General features: G+C 74.1%; 17 protein-coding genes. 5 read left to right on the top strand and 12 right to left on the bottom strand.

The annotated features are described in order from the left end of the window. Positions 1-23 precede the first annotated feature (23 nt). From ACGH7X_RS11860 to ACGH7X_RS11845, 4 genes are all read right to left on the bottom strand, one after another. Entirely contained in the window at positions 24-896 is an 873-nt protein-coding gene (locus tag ACGH7X_RS11860; protein WP_399884445.1) for a hypothetical protein, read from the bottom strand. A 158-nt stretch (positions 897-1,054) separates the two neighbouring features. Then, positions 1,055-2,050: an N-acetylmuramoyl-L-alanine amidase gene (locus ACGH7X_RS11855; RefSeq protein WP_399884443.1), complete on the bottom strand. Its 996-nt coding sequence runs from the start codon at positions 2,048-2,050 to the stop codon at positions 1,055-1,057. A 23-nt stretch (positions 2,051-2,073) separates the two neighbouring features. After that, positions 2,074-2,742: a class I SAM-dependent methyltransferase gene (locus ACGH7X_RS11850; RefSeq protein WP_399884441.1), complete on the bottom strand. Its 669-nt coding sequence runs from the start codon at positions 2,740-2,742 to the stop codon at positions 2,074-2,076. Between the two features lie 118 nt (positions 2,743-2,860). Next, positions 2,861-4,618, bottom strand: a complete 1,758-nt coding sequence (locus ACGH7X_RS11845; protein ID WP_399884439.1) for an MFS transporter — start codon at positions 4,616-4,618, stop codon at positions 2,861-2,863. A 242-nt stretch (positions 4,619-4,860) separates the two neighbouring features. Here ACGH7X_RS11845 and ACGH7X_RS11840 point away from each other — a divergent pair, with 242 nt between their 5' ends. After that, positions 4,861-6,324 (top strand): MFS transporter, encoded by a 1,464-nt coding sequence (locus tag ACGH7X_RS11840; RefSeq protein ID WP_399884437.1) that lies wholly within the window; start codon positions 4,861-4,863, stop codon positions 6,322-6,324. A 244-nt stretch (positions 6,325-6,568) separates the two neighbouring features. On the opposite strand, the gene ACGH7X_RS11835 is transcribed toward ACGH7X_RS11840, so the two are convergent. The 4 genes from ACGH7X_RS11835 to ACGH7X_RS11820 form a co-directional block, all read right to left on the bottom strand. Then, entirely contained in the window at positions 6,569-7,201 is a 633-nt protein-coding gene (locus ACGH7X_RS11835; RefSeq protein ID WP_399884435.1) for a response regulator transcription factor, read from the bottom strand. A gap of 78 nt (positions 7,202-7,279) precedes the next feature. Then, positions 7,280-8,494, bottom strand: coding sequence for a sensor histidine kinase (locus tag ACGH7X_RS11830; RefSeq protein ID WP_399884433.1), 1,215 nt, complete (start codon positions 8,492-8,494; stop codon positions 7,280-7,282). Between the two features lie 68 nt (positions 8,495-8,562). Continuing rightward, positions 8,563-9,282 (bottom strand): ABC transporter permease, encoded by a 720-nt coding sequence (locus tag ACGH7X_RS11825; RefSeq protein WP_399896952.1) that lies wholly within the window; start codon positions 9,280-9,282, stop codon positions 8,563-8,565. A gap of 8 nt (positions 9,283-9,290) precedes the next feature. Next, on the bottom strand, positions 9,291-10,262 hold the full coding sequence (locus tag ACGH7X_RS11820) for an ABC transporter ATP-binding protein (protein ID WP_399884431.1): 972 nt from the start codon (positions 10,260-10,262) through the stop codon (positions 9,291-9,293). 582 nt (positions 10,263-10,844) lie between these two features. Between ACGH7X_RS11820 and ACGH7X_RS11815 the strand changes: the two genes are divergently transcribed. Beyond that, on the top strand, positions 10,845-11,753 hold the full coding sequence (locus tag ACGH7X_RS11815; RefSeq protein WP_399884429.1) for a MaoC/PaaZ C-terminal domain-containing protein: 909 nt from the start codon (positions 10,845-10,847) through the stop codon (positions 11,751-11,753). Between the two features lie 81 nt (positions 11,754-11,834). Here the strand turns inward: ACGH7X_RS11815 and ACGH7X_RS11810 are convergent, their stop codons facing one another. Both ACGH7X_RS11810 and ACGH7X_RS11805 read right to left on the bottom strand, forming a co-directional pair. Next, the gene (locus ACGH7X_RS11810; RefSeq protein ID WP_399884427.1) at positions 11,835-12,002 is read right to left on the bottom strand and encodes a hypothetical protein; all 168 of its coding nucleotides are present in this window, start codon (positions 12,000-12,002) and stop codon (positions 11,835-11,837) included. A gap of 97 nt (positions 12,003-12,099) precedes the next feature. Beyond that, positions 12,100-13,299 (bottom strand): hypothetical protein, encoded by a 1,200-nt coding sequence (locus tag ACGH7X_RS11805; protein ID WP_399884425.1) that lies wholly within the window; start codon positions 13,297-13,299, stop codon positions 12,100-12,102. 209 nt (positions 13,300-13,508) lie between these two features. Between ACGH7X_RS11805 and ACGH7X_RS11800 the strand changes: the two genes are divergently transcribed. The 3 genes from ACGH7X_RS11800 to ACGH7X_RS11790 are packed head-to-tail and all read left to right on the top strand — an operon-like array spanning position 13,509 to position 16,797. Next, the gene (locus ACGH7X_RS11800; RefSeq protein ID WP_399884423.1) at positions 13,509-14,381 is read left to right on the top strand and encodes a Nif3-like dinuclear metal center hexameric protein; all 873 of its coding nucleotides are present in this window, start codon (positions 13,509-13,511) and stop codon (positions 14,379-14,381) included. Then, complete coding sequence (locus ACGH7X_RS11795; protein WP_399896949.1) at positions 14,378-15,121, top strand: zinc ribbon domain-containing protein; 744 nt, start codon at positions 14,378-14,380, stop codon at positions 15,119-15,121. Before ACGH7X_RS11800 ends, ACGH7X_RS11795 begins: the two co-directional genes overlap by 4 nt. Next, positions 15,118-16,797: a bifunctional RNase H/acid phosphatase gene (locus tag ACGH7X_RS11790; protein WP_399884421.1), complete on the top strand. Its 1,680-nt coding sequence runs from the start codon at positions 15,118-15,120 to the stop codon at positions 16,795-16,797. Before ACGH7X_RS11795 ends, ACGH7X_RS11790 begins: the two co-directional genes overlap by 4 nt. On the opposite strand, the gene eda is transcribed toward ACGH7X_RS11790, so the two are convergent. After that, positions 16,772-17,431 carry a bifunctional 4-hydroxy-2-oxoglutarate aldolase/2-dehydro-3-deoxy-phosphogluconate aldolase gene (eda, locus tag ACGH7X_RS11785; RefSeq protein WP_399884419.1) on the bottom strand — a complete coding sequence of 220 codons (660 nt, stop codon included), beginning with the start codon at positions 17,429-17,431 and terminating at the stop codon, positions 16,772-16,774. The two genes, ACGH7X_RS11790 and eda, sit on opposite strands and share 26 nt — an antisense overlap. Before the next feature lie 98 nt (positions 17,432-17,529). Then, positions 17,530-18,312 (bottom strand): peroxide stress protein YaaA, encoded by a 783-nt coding sequence (yaaA, locus tag ACGH7X_RS11780; protein ID WP_399884417.1) that lies wholly within the window; start codon positions 18,310-18,312, stop codon positions 17,530-17,532. Between the last annotated feature and the right edge of the window lie 30 nt (positions 18,313-18,342).

The raw sequence follows: 18,342 nt of genomic DNA, 5'->3' as shown, positions 1-18,342 counted from the left end.
GTTGAACGGGTGGGCGGACGCGGTCAGCCGCGCTGGATGCCCGAGGTGTCCTGGAGGACGCCGCGGCGGCCGTCCTGAGTCTGGGCCACCAGGTTGGCGCCGCGCTGCTCCACGGCCAGGTACCAGGTGCCCGGCGCCAGCTCGGCGATCGGCGTGGGGGAGCCGTCCTCCGCGAACAGCGGACGCGGCACCGGCACGGCGAACCAGAACGGCGAGAAGTCCCCGGCCGGCTGGGCCTGCGCCTGCTGCGGGGCCTGCGGCTGCGGCGCCTGCGGCTGACCGGGCTGCGGCTGGCCGCCGAAGGACGGACCCGGCTGACCCGGCTGACCGGGCTGACCCGGCTGTCCGGGCTGGGCGCCGTACGGCTGCTGCTGGGCGCCCGGGTAGCCGTAACCACCCTGGGGCTGGCCGCCGTAGGGCTGCGGCGCGGCCGGACGGGAGGCCGGGATCAGGGACCCCTTGAGGGCCGGGAGCAGCGGGGTGGCCACGGCCGCGGCGGCCATGACCAGCGTGGCGATCAGAGCGAGGATCAGGCCCAGGCCTGCGCCGATGCCCTCCACGCCGCCGTCGTTGTCGAAGGCGCCCGCCGGGTCGAAGATGTTGCCGAGCGCGCACCACGCGGCGAAGACCGTGAACGCGATGCCGAACGGGCCGAGGTCGAGACCCGCCACCTTCTTGGGCTGCGGCAGGGTGCGCGCCACGACGATGAGCGCGGCCCCGATGACGCCCGCCAGGACGACACCGAGCACGACCGAGCCACTGCCCCACAGGCTGGGGATTTCGGCGCTGTCCGGGGCACCGTCGATCGAGTAGATGTCGAGGAACGACGCGATCAACAGCAACACCGCTGCTCCGATCACCACGCCGTCGCCTCGAGTGAGGGAGCGGATATTCACTTCAGGTCCTTCGTAGGTCGTCTCGTCGTCGGTAGAGGCGTCGCTGTCACGATGGCGCCGAAAGGTTCCGGTGTGAAGCGCGGGGGTGGCCCCTCATCGTACGGACGACACTATCGTCCGTACCTCGGCGCTGTCCGCAGGGATCGGGGCGCTGATCGCTACCCGCGCAGGAAACTCACGATTCCCTCAGACATTCCCTGCGCCGCCTTCTGCCGCCAACTGCCGCTGGTCAGCAGCGCCGCGTCCTTGGCGTCGCGCATGTTGCCGCACTCGATGAACACCTTGGGAACCGTTGACAGATTGAGACCGCCCAGGTCCGTGCGCGTGACCAGGCCGGTGCCGTCGCCGAGGTAGTTGGAGGGCGCGGTGCCCGTGACGCGCACGAAGCTGCCCGCGACGCGCTCGCCCAGTTCGGCGGAGGGCGCCACGATCGCGCGGGTGTCGGCGGCCCCGTCGTGCACCGGGCCGGGCATGATCACGTGGAAGCCCCGGTTGCCCGCCCCCGATCCGTCGGCGTGGATCGAGATCGCGGCATCCGCCTTCGCCTCGTTGCCGATCCGGGCGCGCTCGTCCACGCAGGGGCCGAACGAACGGTCGCCGTCGTGCGTCAGTTTCACCGTGGCGCCCTGCTTCTCCAGCAGGGTGCGCAGCCGGTGGGCCACGTCGAGGGTGAACTTCGCCTCGGCCCAGCCCGCGTTGGTGGCGGTGCCGGTCGTGTCGCACTCCTTCCAGTGCGTGCCGACGTTCACCTTGCGGTTGATCTCGGCGGCGTGCTGGAAGTTGGCCGTGTTGTGTCCCGGGTCGATCACGACGACCTTGCCCTTGAGGGCGCCCGAGACAGCGGGTCGGGAGGCGGACGGCTTCTTCGACGTGGGGGCGGGGGAGGAGCCCGCGGGCTTCTTGGCGTCGTCGCCGCCCGGGGACGCGGGAGCGCGGGATGCGGGAGCACCGGAGGACGGCGCCGCCGACGTCCGTACGCCGACCGCGCGGTCGGTGCCGCTCCCGCCTCCGTCGTCCGAGCCGCCGACCGCCGCGTACACCCCCCACCCGAGCAGCGCCCCGGGCACGAGCGCGGCGACCGCCACGGTCAGGGGGCGGCGCAGCGGGGAGCGGCGGGGCTGGGGAGGTTCGAAGTCCGGGCCTGTGTACGACACGTCAGCGACTCTAAACCGCGCCCTCAGATCCCCGCGCCCGTTCGCCGCAGGACGCGCAGCGAGTCGGTCGCGGAGACCTCGGTGAACGCGCCGGACGCGAGGGCCTTGAGGTAGACGCGGTACGGGGCCTGGCCGGTGAACTCGTCGGCCGGGTCCGGGAAGACGTCGTGGATCACCAGGAGGCCGCCGTCGGCCACGTGCGGGGCCCAGCCCTCGTAGTCGGCGTTGGCGTGCTCGTCGGTGTGGCCGCCGTCGACGAAGACGAGGCCGAGCGGGGAGTTCCAGACCGCCGCGACCTGGGGGGAGCGGCCGACCAGGGCCACCACGTGCTCCTCCAGGCCGGCCCGGTGCAGGGTGCGGCGGAAGGTGGGCAGGGTGTCCATCACGCCCAGCTCGGGGTCGACGGTCTCCGGGTCGTGGTAGTCCCAGCCCGGCTGCTGCTCCTCGCTGCCCCGGTGGTGGTCGACGGTGAGCGCGGTCACCCCGCAGCGGCGGGCCGCGTCGGCGAGCAGGACGGTGGAGCGCCCGCAGTACGTGCCGACCTCCAGCAGCGGCAGCCCGAGCCCGCCGGCCGCCACGGCGGCGGCGTACAGCGCGCGGCCCTCGTGCGCGGGCATGAACCCCTTCGCGGCCTCGAAGGCGGCCAGGACGTCAGGGGCGGGAGCGGGGTCGGGGGCGGGGGCCGCGGTCATGGGGGCCTTTCGGTGGTGGTGCGGGTGTGCCGGCGCCCCATGCTGCCGCACCCCCCGCCGCGTGGGTGCGACAGGGGGGTGCGGGACCGGCCGGGGCCGGAGCGTCGGGCAGGACCCGTCAGGCGGGGACCGTCTCGCCCGGCAGGAACAGGTCCAGGTCGACCGGGCGGTCGCCGCCGTGGGTCGCCGAGTGGGCGAGCGGGCCGTGGCCGGCGGCCCGGGCGGCCAGCACGTACGGGCCCTCGGTGGGGACGGCGAGGATGTAGCTGCCGTCGCCGGTGGACAGGGTCGCGCCGGCCTGGCGTCCGTGCCGGTCGATCAGGGTGACCTTGGCGCGGGCGACGGGGGCGCCGTCGGCGGCCAGCACCCGGCCGCGGAAGCCGTGCGGCCCCTCCGCAACACCGGCGAGCGCCTGCTCGGCACGGGCCAGGTTCGCGTCCTCCTCGCTGCTCGCGCGCAGCTGGGTGACGGTCGACGGGGTGCGGCGGGGGAGGAAGAAGGCCAGCGCCAGGCCGACGGCGACCGCGGCGGTCGCGATCAGGAAGGAGACGCGGAAGCCGTGCATGGTGGGGACGGCGACGCCGCCGACGTCGTTCGCCGAGTTGGCGAGCACCATGCCGATGACGGCGCTCGACACCGACGTACCGATGGACCGCATCAGGGTGTTGAGGCCGTTGGCCGCGCCCGTCTCCGAGGCCGGGACCGCGCCGATGATCAGCGCGGGCAGGGAGGAGTAGGCGAGGCCGATTCCCGCGCCGATCAGCACCGAGGTGACGATGGTCTGCCAGGCGGCGCTCATCAGGCCGAGGCCGCCGGCGTAGCCGATCCCGATGATCACCAGGCCGAGGATCAGGGTGGTGCGCGGGCCGTAGCGGGCCGACAGGCGCGCGTACACCGGCGCGGTGAACATCATCGTCAGGCCCAGCGGGGCCACGCACAGGCCGGCGACGACCATCGACTGACCGAGGCCGTAGCCGGTCTCGGAGGGCAGCTGGAGGAGCTGCGGCAGGACGAGGGAGATGACGTAGAAGGAGACGCCGACCATGATCGAGGCGAGGTTGGTGAGCAGCACCTCGCGGCGGGCCGTGGTGCGCAGGTCGACCAGCGGAGCCTTGACCCGCAGCTCCATCAGGCCCCACAGCAGCAGGACCACGACGGCGGCGGCGAACAGGCCGAGCGTGGTGGGCGACGACCAGCCCCAGTCGCTGCCCTTGGTGATCGGCAGGAGGAAGAGGATCAGACCGGCGGCCAGGCCGAGTGCGCCCGGCAGGTCGAAGGAGCCCTTGGCGCGCAGCGGGGACTCCGGTACGACCAGCAGGGTCAGGGCGATGGAGAGGACACCGAGGCCGGCGGCTCCGTAGAACAGGGCGTGCCAGTCGGCGTGCTGCGCGACCAGGGCCGCGGCGGGCAGCGCCAGGCCGCCGCCGACGCCGATCGAGGAACTCATCAGCGCCATCGCCGAGCCGAGCCGCTCACGGGGCAGCATGTCGCGCATCAGGCCGATGCCGAGGGGTATCGCGCCCATCGCGAAGCCCTGGAGCGTACGGCCGACGATCATCGGAAGCAGGGCGTCGGTGAACGCGCTGACCAGCGCGCCGACCACCATCACCGACAGGCTGGCGATCAGCATGCGGCGCTTGCCGAACAGGTCGCCGAGGCGGCCCATGATCGGCGTGGCCACGGCTCCGGACAGGAGCGTGGAGGTCAGGACCCAGGTGGCGTTGCTGGGCGTGGTGTCCAGAAGTTGGGGCAGGTCCTTGATGACCGGGACGAGCAGGGTCTGCATCACCGCGACGACGATGCCCGCGAAGGCGAGCACCGGGACGGTGGCCCCGCTCGCTTTCCGGACGGGTTCGTCGGTCGTCGTGTGGGACATGGGGTGGGGCCTCCAGGCCGGAGTCGGCGAATGCGTGTGTGTCGTGGTGTGTGCAGGCTGAACCTCGTGCGCCCGGGCAACTATTCCGTTGCTTCGAGTCCCTAACTAATTCTTGACCTTCTCTTGGGGAGGCGCCTACGTGCGGTTCACCGGCCGACACCCCCTAGGTCGCTGGTCCTAGGACGGACTGGGACTGGGCCGGGACCAAATTCCGATGCAAGGGGCGCCGCCGGGTTGAGACCATGACGCTCATGCTCGAAGCCCCCGGTACCTCCACCGCCGCCCGAATATCCCCGCCCCGCACACCACCGACCTGGCTCGTCGTGGCGCTGGCCTGCGCCGGACAGTTCCTCGTCGTGCTCGACGTGTCCGTCGTCAACGTCGCCCTGCCGTCGATGCGGACCGACCTCGGGCTGAGCGCGCAGGGGCTGCAGTGGGTGGTCAACGCCTACGCCATCGCCTTCGCCGGGTTCATGCTGCTGGGCGGGCGGGCCGGCGACCTGTACGGGCGCAAGCGGATGTTCCTGATCGGGCTCGGGCTCTTCACGCTGGCCTCGCTGGGCGGCGGTCTCGCCCAGGAGGGCTGGCAGCTGCTGGCCGCGCGGGCCGTGCAGGGGCTGGGCGCGGCCGTCCTTGCGCCGTCGACGCTGACGATCCTCACCGCGGCGGTGCCGGAGGGCGCGGCGCGGGCCCGGGCGATCGCGACCTGGACCGCCGTGGGCGCCGGTGGCGGGGCCGCGGGCGGACTGGTGGGCGGCGCCCTGGTGGACGGGCTGTCCTGGCGCTGGGTGCTGCTGATCAACGTGCCGGTGGGCGCGGTCGTGCTGGCCGGCGCCGCGCTGTGGCTGACCGAGAGCCGCGGCGAGGGGCGGCGGCGCCTCGACCTGCCGGGCGCGCTGCTGGTGACCGTCGGTCTTGCCACCCTCGCCTACGGCATCTCGCAGACCGAGTCGGAGGGCTGGTGGGCGACCGCGACGCTGGTGCCGCTGGCGGCCGGGCTCGCCCTGCTCGCGCTGTTCCTCCTCGTCGAGATGCGCACGAAGACACCGCTGATGCCGCTGGGGCTGCTGCGGCTGCGGTCGGTGGCGTCGGCGAACGTGGCGATGCTGGTGTCCGGCTCGTCGATGTTCTCGATGTGGTACTTCATGACGCTGTACGCCCAGAACGTCCTGGGCTACTCCCCCTTCGAGGCCGGTCTCGCCCTCGTGCCCAGCTCGCTGGCGGTGATCCTCGGGTCGAAGGCGGCACCGCGCTTCATGCCGGTGATCGGGGCGCGGAACGTGGCCGTACTGGGCACGGTCGTGGCGGCCGTCGGCTTCGGCTGGCAGTCGACGATGACCGCGGACGGCGGCTATCTGGCCGCGATCATGATCCCCGGCGTGCTGATGATGCTGGGCGCGGGCATGGCGGCGACCCCGCTGGCGTCGCTGGCCATCTCCGGCGCTGCGCCCGGGGACGCCGGACTGGTCTCCGGGCTGATCAACACCTCCCGGACGATGGGCGGTTCGCTGGGACTCGCGGTGCTGTCGACGATCGCGGCCACCAGGGCCGGGGGCGAGGACGCGGGCCCGGTGGCCCTGACGGACGGCTACGCGCTGGTCTTCCGCACGGCGGCGGTTGTCCTGGTCGCCGCGGCCCTGCTGATGCGGACGTGGCTCCCGGCAGGACGCCCGAAGCCCACCCCGACAGCCGGCAGCACGGACTGATCGCCCCAAGGGGACACCCTCTGCCACCGGGTTCCCGGAGCGCCCCTCAGGGGCGCGGGGCGGTGTTCATGCGCGGCTCCGCCGCGGGGGCGCGAGCGGCTTGCGTCATCTCCGTTCCCCCGGGGCTCGCCAGAGCGCCCCTCAGGGGCGCGGGGAACTGCGCGAGCAACCCCCACCGGCCCGCAGCCGACGAACGGTCCCGCTCCGGCCCGCGGCCGACGGACCCCCCTCGGCCGGGGCCGGTCTAGAGCCACCCCTGCCCCCGCGCCGCGCGGAGCGCTTCCGTGCGGTTGCGGGTGGCGGTTTTGCCGATGGCGGCGGAGAGGTAGTTGCGGACCGTGGACTCGGAGAGGTGCAGGGCCGCCGCGACGTCGGCGACGGTCGCGCCGTCCGCCGAGGCCCGCAGCACGTCGCACTCCCGGGCGGTGAGCGGGCTGGGACCCGCACTGAGCGCGGCGGCGGCGAGCGCCGGGTCGACGACCGTCTCGCCGTCCAGCACCCGTCGGATCGCCTCGGCCAGCCCCTCCACCGGGCCGTCCTTCACCAGGAAACCCGCGGCACCCGCCTCCATGGCCCGCCGGAGGTAACCGGGGCGGCCGAACGTGGTCAGGATCAGCACCCGGCAGCCGGGCGCCCGCTCCCGCAGCTCGGCGGCGGCGTCCAGGCCGCTCAGGCCCGGCAGTTCGATGTCGAGGAGAGCGATGTCCGGGCGGTGCGCGAGCGCGGCGCCGACGATCTCGTCCCCGGCCGCCACCTGCGCGACGACCTCGATGTCCTCCTCCAGCCCGAGCAGCAGCGCGAGCGCGCCCCGCATCATGCCCTGGTCCTCGGCGAGCAGGACGCGGACGGGGCGGGCGCGGGGCTTCTCGTCGGTCACGGGGCAAGATTAGGGGGGAACGGCGCAGCGTTGAGGCGGAACGGCGCAGCGTTGAGGCGGAACGGCGCGACGCGGGGACTACGCCGGTGCGCCCACCGGCGCCCCCTCCTCCCGTACCGGCAGCTCCGCCGTCACCGAGAAGCCGCCCCGCGGCTCCACCCCAGCCCTCAGCGAACCGCCCGCCGTGGCGAGGCGTTCCGTGAGGCCGGTCAGGCCCGTGCCCGGGCCCTGGGTGGGGCCGGCGACGCCCGTGCCGTTGTCCGTGACCGTCAGCCGGACCCGCTCCCCGCTGCCCGACACCGCGATCTCGCACCGGCTCGCCCCGCTGTGCCGTACGACGTTGGTGACCGCCTCCCGCACCACCCACCCCAGCAGCGCCTCGGCCTGCGGGGGCAGCGGCGGTCCCGACCGGCGGACCACCGGCTCCACGTCGGCCGCGCTCAGCGCGGAACGGGCCCGGTCCAGTTCGGTGCCGAGGCTGCCCTCCCGGTAGCCGGTGACCGCCTCGCGAACCTCGGTCAGCGCCTGGCGGCCCACCGACTCGATGTCCGTGATCTGGGTCAGGGCCGCGTCCAGGTCGCGGTGCGCCAGCCGGCGGGCGGCCTCCGACTTGACCACGATCACCGACAGGGTGTGCCCCAGCAGATCGTGCAGGTCCCGGGAGAACCGCAGCCGCTCCTCCGCCACCGCCCGCGTGGCCAGCTCCTCCCGCGCCGTGCGCAGTTGCCGTACGGCGTCGGACAGGCTCAGGATCGCGGCCGTCACCATCGTCGAAAGGAACGTCCCGTAGGCGATGTTCAGGCCGGTCCAGCCGTCCTTGACCCCGGCCACGGCACCCGCCACCACCGCCAGCGACCAGCCCCACCGCCCCAGCCACCGGCCGCGCAGCGCCGCCCCCGCCGCCAGGCCGAGCAGCGGGAAGAACAGCAGCCAGCTGCCGCCGTACGCCAGGGCCAGACCGCCGGTCACCGTTGCCATGGTGGCCAGCGCCAGCCGCGTCGAGAGCGACTCGCGCAACTCCTTGTGGAAGGAGCGGAAGGTGACGTAGACGTACAGCGAGTTGAAGACGAGCAGGCCCGCGCCGCCGATCCAGGGGTTGGCGCTGTTCCCCTGGAAGATGTTCGCGAGGCTGCCCAGGCCCATCAGCAGCCACGGCAGCAGCGTGAAGCCGGTGGGCGGCGGACCGGCCCGCTCCGGCCGCTCGCCGTCCCCGGCCGGCTCGGACTGCCGCGCCAGCTGCCACGCGTCCAGACGGCACGAGATCCTGCGCAGCCGCCCTCGGGTCCCGGTCATGACCGTCGCCTCCCTTCCACGTCCACTCCCACTTCCGTGTCTCTCGTCTCTCGTCGCTCGTCCGTCGCTCACCCGGTGCCCGCGCCCCGGCGGTAGGACAGGACGGCGTACGCCCCGAACACCAGCAGCCACGCGGTCAGTACGAGAATCCCACCCGCCGGGGGCGCGTGCCCCGTGGCGACCGAGGTGCCCAGCTGGGCGAAGCGGTTGGTCGGGGTGTACGCCGACACCGCGCGCAGCCACTCCGGGAACAGCGCGAGCGGGAACCACAGCCCGCCGAGCACCGCGAGACCCAGATTGGCCACCATGTTCGCCACGCCCGTGGTCTGCCCGGTCAGCCGGTAGCCGTTGCCGAGCCCCAGCAGCGTGAAGGGGACGGACCCCAGCCAGAGCAGCAGCGCCAGCGCCGCCCACTGCCAGGCCGCCAGCCGTACGCCGTTGATCAGACCGCCCGCGGCGAGTACGGCCGCGATCGCGGGCAGCACGGTGACCGAGGCGGTCAGGGCCCGGCCTATCACCACCTGGTGCGAGGGCATCGGCGTCACCCTCAGCTGCCGCAGCCAGCCGATCGCCCGGTCCTCGGCGACCCCGCCCCCGGTGTTCAGGGCCGAGCCGACCGCGCCGTACGCGGCCATGCCGACCATCGCGCCGGTCTTCCACTCGCCCACGTCGCCGCCCCCGAGGTTGGTGAACAGCAGGTACATGAGCACCGGCATCGCGACGCCCCCGACGACGAAGCCGGGATCGCGCAGCGTACGGCGGGTCTCCAGCCGCAGATAGTCCCTCATCGCGCCCTTCATCGCACGCTCTCCCCGTCCCTCACGTCCATCACGTCGATCACGTCCACCCCGTCCATCCCGTCCGCCGTCGCCGTCAGAGCCAAGAACGCGTCGTCCAGGGAGGCGGGGGCGACCTCCAGGCCGCGGATCGCGCCGAGTTTCGCGAGGGCGACCACGGTCGCGTCGGAGTCCTCGGTGCGCAGCAGCGCGCGGTCTCCCCGTATCTCCAGCGCGCGCACCCCGGGCAGCAGTGTCAGGTCCCCGGTGGGCCGGCCGGCCAGGTCGAAGGAGACGCGGCTGCCGCCCGCCGCCCGGCGCAGCTCGTCGCCGGTGCCGTCCGCGACGATCCGCCCCCGGTCGACGACCAGGATCCGGTCGGCGTGCGCCTCGGCCTCCTCCAGGTAGTGGGTGGAGAAGAGGACCGTGCTGCCGTGCCGCGCGTAGGCCCGCATCGACGCCCAGAAGGTGTGCCGGGCCTCCACGTCCAGGGCCGCCGTGGGTTCGTCCAGGACGAGCAGGTCCGGGTGGCCGGCCAGCGCGAGGGCGAACCGCACCCGCTGGGTCTGCCCGCCCGACAGCCGGTCCACGCGCCGCCCGGCCAACTCGGCGATCCCGGCCAGCTCCAGGGCCTGCCCCACCGGCATCGGCGCCGGATAGCGGCCGGCCACGAAGGCGACCAGCTCGCCCACGGTGACCCGGGGCACCGCCCGTGCCTCCTGGAGCATCGCCCCCACCCGGCCGTCGCGCACGGCGCGCTCGGGAGGCCCGCCGAACAGCTCCACCGTGCCCGAGTCGGGCGGGCACAGGCCGAGCAGCAGCGCGATCGCCGTCGACTTGCCCGCGCCGTTGCGGCCGAGCAGCGCGACGGTCTCGCCGCGCCCGATACTCAGGTCCACGCCGTCGACGGCGCGGACGTCGCCGTAGGCCTTGACCGCTCCCGCGAAGGAGACGGCCGGGGTGGTGCCCTCGGTGCCCTCTGTTGATCCCATACCGGCGACGCTACGGAGCGGGCGGGGGTGAGCGGCAGATGCGGTTGTCCAGAGTTCGGCAGGACAAATGTCACGGTGGCCGACGTCCCGTACGGTCGTGGCTGTCCGCGATCGTCACGGTGATCGGGCTACCGGGGTGCTGTGGCCGGGCTGCTGTGATCGGGTTGTCGTGGCTGGGGTGCTGTGGCCGGGCTGCCGTGACCCGGTCGTCGTGATCGGGCTGCTGTGATCGGGTTGTCGTGGTCGGGCTGTTGTGGCCGGGTCGTCGTGGCTGGGGTGCTGTGGTCGGGCTGTTGTGGCCGGGCTGCTGTGATCGGGTCGTCGTGGCCGGGCTGTTGTGGCCGGGTCGTCGTGGTCGGGCTGCCGTGACCCGGTCGTCGTGATCGGGCTGTTGTGGCCGGGCTGCTGTGATCGGGTCGTCGTGGCCGGGCTGTTGTGGCCGGGTTGTCGTGGTCGGGCTGCTGTGGTCGGGCTGTTGTGACCGGTCGTCGTGATCGGGTCGCCGTGACCGGTCGTCGTGATCGGGTCGCCGTGACCGGTCGTCGTGATCGGGTCGTCTCGACCGGGAGGAGCAGGAGGGCCATGCCCATCGACGCAGCCGGAGCGCTCGCCGCCGTGCCACGGGTCCGTGAGATCGCCTGGGACCACAGGGACGTCCAGCTCTACCACCTCGGCATCGGCGCAGGCCGGCCCGCCACCGACCCGCGCGAACTGCGCTACACCCTGGAGTCCCGGCTGCATGTCCTGCCGAGCTTCGCGACGGTGGCAGGCGGTGGCCGCCCGGGCGTCATCGGCGCCCTGTCCATGCCCGGCGTGGACGTCGACCTCGCCCGCGTCCTGCACGGCGGGCAGCGACTGCGCCTGCACCGGCCCGTTCCGGTGCGCGGCCGGGCGAGCGCGGCCTCGCGCGTCGTCGCCGCGTACGACAAGGGCACGGCGGCCGTCCTCGTCCTGCGCACCGAGGTCACCGACGCGGACGGGCCGCTGTGGACCGACGAGGCCGAGGTCTTCGTACGCGGGGAGGGCGGCTGGGGCGGCGAGCGGGGCCCGTCCGGACGCCCGGCGCCACCACCCGCCGAGCCGCCGGACCACGTCGTCGAACGGGCCGTACGCGAGGACCAGGCACTGCTCTACCGGCTCTCCGGCGACTGGAACCCCCTGCACGCCGACCCGGAGTTCGCCGCCCGCGCCGGCTTCGAGCGGCCCGTCCTGCACGGGCTGTGCACCTACGGCGCCACGCTCAAGGCGGTCGTCGACACGCTGCTGGACGGTGACGTGACCCGGGTGCGCGAGTACCGCACGCGGTTCGCCGGGGTGCTGTACCCGGGGGAGACGCTGCGGATGCGGATGTGGCGGCCGCCCGGATCCCGCGGCAGCGCGGCCGGGGAGGCCGGGGAGGCCGGGGAGACCGGGGAGGCGCGGGTGGCCGTGAGCGCCGTCGAGCGGGACGACGCGCCCGTCCTCGCCGACACCTTCGTCCGGTACGAGTGACGACAACGGCCCCGTCCGCCGGATGCGACGAACGGGGCCGGAGCCGCTTGCTTCGTGTGTTTCCGTGCCTTGTCCGGGCCGTCAGGCGGCCGTTTCGGACTCCTCGGCCGGCCTGCGGTGGCGGCCCTGTGGAGTCGCCACGCCCTCCTGGCTGGAGACCGGTCCGCGGTGCTTGCCGTGGCCGGTGTCGGTCTCGGAAACGTCGGCACCGGCGGCCTGGATCGGCTGGTTCGTGCTGGCGTCGTTCATCGGAAGGAATTCACCCCGTCAACATGATCTTTCCTACAGCCGGGCGAGTCTAACCGGCACACCTCGGGCCGAATCCAGGCGGCCACGCCAACCGGCACTACTTCGTTACAAGCCGCGCCAGCGGGGCCTGTTGCAGCGGTACGGGGCGCGGCGGAGCGGGTGCCGGGGTGTCCGCCGTGCCGGGTTCGCCGGACTCGCCCGGAGCCGATTCCTCCGCATCCGTATACCCCGCATCCTCCGCATCCCGCACACGCTCGTCACCCGCGCCGGGTGCGGCCAGCCGCGCCACCCCGCACGGCAAGTGCGGTGTGGAGCACGGCAGCCGCAGCTCCCCCTCCGGGGTCCACAGCCCGGCGCCCGTCAACCACCCCTCGGGCGCCGGAAGATGACGCACCTGCCGCTCGGCGGGCCGCCACACCCCGACCCAGCTGCCGAACGCGCCGTCCACCCGCAGCGCCACCGCGCAGCGTTCGGGGGTCAGCACCTGCCCCGGCTGGATGGCGAACGGCGTCACGACGCAGTCCGGCAGCCGCAGGCACTCCGGGAAGCGCACCGGCAGCGTGCTGCCCAGCACCCCCCAGCCGAGCCGTTCGTGCCCCGGCGAGGGGGCGTCCGAGCGGATCAACACCAGCCCGCTGTCGGGGTCGGCCAGCAGTATCCGGTCGTCACTGTCCGCGGCGATCTGGAGCAGCGGCGACACCTCGCCGCCCCGCTCCAGGTCCACCACGACCGCCTTGGTGCGCCCGCCGGTCTCCCGGTCCACGGCCAGTATCCGGCCCGTGCGGTCCAGCCAGGCCCCGCCCGAGCAGCGGCCCGGGATCTCGGTGAGCCGCTCGGGCCCCAAGGCGCCGCCCGCGACCTGCCACAGCACCGTGGAGCGCGGGCCGACCGCGAGGGCGTACGCCCGCTCGCCGTCCGGGGCCGGCGGCAGCAGCCGCAGCCCGGTGGTGTCCGCCGGGCACTCGACCGCGCCGAGCGGCAGTTCGCCGGTGTCGGGTCCGGTCGGGTAGAGCAGCGAGAAGACGTGCCGGCCGGCCGCGACGCGGTGGACCAGGACCCGCCCGTCGCCCATCGGCTGCACCTCGGTGCCGGGCTCCTCGGGCTGGTTGCCGGGCAGCGGCACCGCGTACGGCTCGGGGCCGTCCAGGGTCCAGCGCTCCGGGTACCAGGCGTCCCCGCTCTCTCCGCTCCGGGCGAGGCGCGCGGCGTAGGCGCCCTCCGCCGTGATGCTGCAGCCCGCCCGCGGGGACCCGTCGTTCCCGGGGTCCGCCGAAGGCTCGATCGCACAGGCCGTCATCGTTCGGTCACCTCCGGCCACGAAGCTAGTTTTCGTACGCACGGGCGGGGACCGACAGCGGACCCCATCACACATACGTGTGGCACAGGAACGATTCGCCTGAGGGGAGGGCGGGCCGTGTGCTGTGCGGACCGGGGCGGCCCCGGGGGCGGACGGCGGGTGCGCGCTGCCGGTACAACGGCACAGAACCTCCAGGTAGCCTTGCAGGCGTGCCCCGTCTGTCAGAAGTCATCGCCGCGCTGGACAACCTGTGGCCCGCCGAGCGGGCCGAGTCCTGGGACGCGGTCGGCACCGTCGTGGGCGACCCCGACCAGGAGGTCTCCCGGGTCCTGTTCGCCGTGGACCCCGTGCAGGAGATCGCCGACGAGGCGGTGAAGCTGGGCGCCGACCTGCTCGTCACCCACCACCCGCTGTATCTGCGGGGGACGACGACGGTCGCCGCCTCCACCTTCAAGGGCCGCGTGGTGCACACGCTCATCAAGAACGACATCGCCCTGCACGTCGCCCACACCAACGCCGACTCCGCCGACCCGGGCGTCTCCGACGCGCTGGCCGGCGCCCTCGACCTGCGCGTCGTACGGCCCCTGGTGCCGGACCCGACCGATCCGGACGGACGTCGGGGCCTCGGCAGGGTGTGCGAGCTGGAGCATCCGCTGACCGTCCGCGAGTTCGCCGCCCGCGCCGCCGAGCGGCTCCCCGCCACCGCGCAGGGCATCCGCGTCGCCGGTGACCCGGAGGCGACCCTCCGCACGGTCGCCGTCAGCGGCGGCTCCGGCGACAGCCTCTTCGCCCCCGTACGGGCGGCCGGCGTCGACGCCTTCCTCACGGCGGACCTGCGCCACCACCCCGTCTCGGAGTTCACCGCGGACCGCGACCGCGCCCACAGTCCCCTCGCGCTGCTCGACGCGGCGCACTGGGCCACCGAGTGGCCCTGGTGCGAGCTGGGCGCGGCCCAGCTCGACGAAGTCTCCGACCGCAACGGCTGGGACCTCAGGGTCCATGTCTCCAAGACGGTCACCGACCCCTGGACCGCCCACGCGGCGTCCACCCCGACCTCTAACGCAATGGGAGCCCCCAACTGAAAGCCGCGCCCGCCGACCAGATCCGACTCCTCGACGTGCAGGGCCTCGACACGCGCCTCCAGCAGCTCGAGCACAAGCGCCGGTCCCTGCCCGAGCACGCCGAGATCGAGTCGCTGACCAAGGACCTCACCCAGCTGCGCGACCTGCTCGTGGCCGCGCAGACCGAGGAGAGCGACTGCGCCCGCGAGCAGACCAAGGCCGAGCAGGACGTGGACCAGGTGCGCACCCGCGCCGGCCGCGACCAGCAGCGGCTGGACTCCGGCGCCGTCACCTCCCCGAAGGACCTGGAGAACCTCCAGCGCGAGATCGCCTCCCTCGCCAAGCGGCAGGGCGACCTCGAGGACGTCGTCCTGGAGGTGATGGAGCGCCGTGAGTCAGCGCAGGAGCGGGTCGCCGAGCTGACCGAGCGGGTCGGCTCCGTCCAGGGGAAGATCGACGACGCCGCCGCGCGCCGCGACTCGGCCGTGGAGGAGCTGGACGCCGAGGCCACCTCGGTGACCAAGGAGCGCGAGGTCATCGCGGGCTCCGTCCCCGACGACCTGCTGAAGCTCTACGGCAAGCTGCGCGAGCAGCAGGGCGGCGTCGGTGCGGCCAAGCTGTACCAGCGCAGCTGCCAGGGGTGCCGCCAGGAGCTGGCCATCACCGAGCTGAGCGAGATCCGTTCGGCGGCGCCCGACACGGTCGTACGCTGCGAGAACTGCCGCCGCATCCTGGTGCGTACGGCCGACTCAGGGCTGTGACCGGTCCCGCGCGGGAGTTCGTCGTCGAGGCCGACGGCGGGTCACGGGGCAACCCGGGGCCCGCGGGCTACGGGGCGGTGGTGCTGGACGCGGCGACGGGGGAGGCCCTCGTCGAGGCCGCCGAGTACCTCGGGGTCGTCACCAACAACGTGGCCGAGTACCGGGGTCTGCTGGCGGGCCTGCGCGCCGCGAAGGAGCTGGACCCGGAGGCGACCGTGCACGTGCGGATGGACTCCAAGCTCGTCGTCGAGCAGATGTCGGGCCGCTGGAAGATCAAGCACCCGGACATGAAGCCGCTGGCGGCCGAGGCGGCGCGCGTCTTCCCGCCGGGGCGCGTGACGTACGAGTGGATCCCCCGCGCGAACAACAAGCACGCCGACCGCCTGGCCAACGAGGCGATGGACGCGGGGGCGCGCGGCGAGCAGTGGTCGGCTTCGGAGTCGACGGCGGAACTGGACACGGGCGGCTCCGCCGGACACGCGATCCGGGCCCGCCGTACGGGTGTTGAGGCGACCGTGGCTCCCGCCGGGGCCGGAGACAGCGCCGACGCGGAGGCCGCCCCCGACGCGGGGTCCGTCGACCCCGCCGGGCTAGGTGACCGCGGCGGTGCCGGTGCCGCCGGTGCCGAGACGGCGCCGCCCGGCACGGCGCGAGACGCCGACGCCGTAGCCGACGCGAGTGCCGATGCGGGGTCCGTCGACCTCGCCGGGCTAGGTGACCGCGGCGGTGCCGGTGCCGCCGGGGGCGAGCGTGTCGCGCGGGCGGCCCGGACCGGTGCCGAGACGGCGCCGCCCGGCACGGCGCGAGACGCCGACGCCGTAGCCGACGCGAGTGCCGATGCGGGGTCCGTCGACCTCGCCGGCCTCGGTGACCGCGGCGGTGCTGCCGGGGGCGAGCGTGTCGCGCGGGCGGCCCGGACCGGTGCCGAGACGGCGCCGCCCGGCACGGATGCGCGGGAGACCGCCGCCGGTACGGTGCGAGACACCGCCGCCGACGCCGACGTGCGGGCCGCGAAGACCGTGGCCTCGTCCGGCTGGGGACCCCCCGACATGGGCGCCCCCGCCACCTTCGTCCTGCTGCGGCACGGCGAGACGCCGCTCACGCCCCAGAAGCGGTTCTCCGGGAGCGGCGGCAGCGATCCGTCCCTGTCGTCCGTCGGCCGGGAGCAGGCCGAGAAGGTCGCCGCGAGCCTGGCCCGGCGCGGCACGATCCAGGCGGTCGTCGCCTCGCCCCTGGCCCGTACCCGGGAGACCGCCGGCATCGTCGCCGCGCGCCTCGGTCTGAGGGTGACCATCGAGGAAGGGCTGCGGGAGACCGACTTCGGCGCGTGGGAGGGGCTCAGCTTCGGCGAGGTGCGCGAGCGCTACCCCGACGACCTGGACGCCTGGCTGGCCTCCCCGGACGCGGAACCGACCGGCGGCGGCGAGAGCTTCGCGGCCACCGGCGCCCGGATCGCCGCCACCCGCGACAAGCTGGTCGCGGCCTACGCGGGCCGCACGGTGCTGCTGGTCTCCCACGTCACGCCGATCAAGACGTTCCTGCGACTCGCCCTGGGCGCCCCGCCCGAGTCGCTGTTCCGGATGGAACTGTCGGCGGCGTCGCTGTCGGCGGTGGCGTACTACGCGGACGGCAACGCGAGCGTCCGCCTGTTCAACGAGACGTCCCACCTGCGCTGAGCGCCGCCGCCTCGCGGGCCAGTGCCTCCACCCGCCCCCAGTCCCGGCCGGCCACCGCGTCCTTCGGCAGCATCCAACTGCCCCCGACGCACCCGACGTTGGGCAGCGCCAGATACTCCGGAGCGGAGGCCGGACCGATACCACCGGTCGGGCAGAAACGGGCCTGCGGCAGCGGTGCGGCGAGCGCCTTGAGGTAGGCGGTGCCGCCCGCGGCCTCGGCCGGGAAGAACTTCATCTCCCGCACCCCGCGCTCCAGCAGCGCCACCACCTCCGACGTGGTCGACACCCCCGGCAGGAACGGCACCCCGGACGCCCGCATCGCCTCCAGCAGCACGTCCGTCCACCCCGGGCTGACCAGGAACCGCGCCCCGGCCGCCACGACCTCCCCGACCTGTTCCGGCGTGATGACCGTGCCCGCGCCGACCACCGCGCCCGGCACCTCACCGGCGATCGCGCGGATCGCGTCGAGCGCGACGGGCGTCCGCAGCGTCACCTCGATCGCGGGCAGCCCGCCGGCGACGAGCGCCCTGGCGAGCGGCACGGCGTCGGCGAGGTCGTCGACGACCACGACGGGCACGACGGGCGCGAGATCCAGCACCGAGGCGGCGGGGGAGGAGGGCAGCGGAGAACTCATGACGTCATCGTGCCGCCGCAACGCACTCTCTGCAATCGCGGTTGCAAGGAATGCAACGACGGCGGACGCGGGTCAGGGCCGGGTGGCTCTCGTCGGCGTCAGTGGACCTCGTCCACGAGCACGTCAAGCGACCACGGCCGCCCCGCCCTCGCGGGCGCCTCCGCCTCCACCTCGTACCCGAGGTCCCGCAGCGCCTCCACCAGCTCCGCAGGCCCCCCGGGGGCACTCCCCGACGTCAGCAGACTCCGTACGATCCGGCCCTTGGTCGCCTTGTTGAAGTGGCTGACCACCTTCCGGGTCGGCGCGTGCAGCACCCGCACGGTCGCCGTCCGCGAGGCGACCTCGCCCTTCGGCTTCCAGGCCGCCGCGTACGCCGACGAACGCAGGTCCAGCACCAGCCGCTCCCCGGCCGCCTCGGGCAGCACCTCGGCCATCGGCGCCCGCCAGTGCGCGCCCAGCGCCCCGAGCCCGGGCAGCTTCACGCCCATCGAGCACCGGTAGGAGGGAATCCGGTCGGTCACCCGCACGGCACCCCACAGCCCGGAGAACACCAGCAGCGAACGGGCGGCCCGCCTCTTGGCGGCCGCGTCGAGGGAGGCCAGGTCCAGCGCGTCGTACAGCACGCCGGTGTAGACCTCCCCGGCCGGACGCGCTCCCGCCGTCAGCAGCTCCACGTTCTTGGCGACCTCGCCGCGCAGTCCCTCGCTCAGCCCGAGCACCTCGCGCGCCTTCTCCTCGTCGCCGGCGCACAGCTCGACCAGCTCGCCGAGGACGGCCTCCCGGGCCGCGGTGAGCCCCGGCAGGGACAGCGACCCGGTCTTCAGCGGGGCACCCCGGCCGGACGCGGCCTTCCCCTCGGACGGCGGCAGCAGGACAAGCACACGTACTCCTTCACTCCGAGCTCCCAGGCT

The sequence above is a fragment of the Streptomyces sp. BBFR51 genome (genome assembly GCF_044591655.1).
GTDB lineage: Bacteria > Actinomycetota > Actinomycetes > Streptomycetales > Streptomycetaceae > Streptomyces.
Note: the sequence above shows the minus strand (reverse complement) of the source record. Positions and strands in the feature narration are given on the sequence as shown.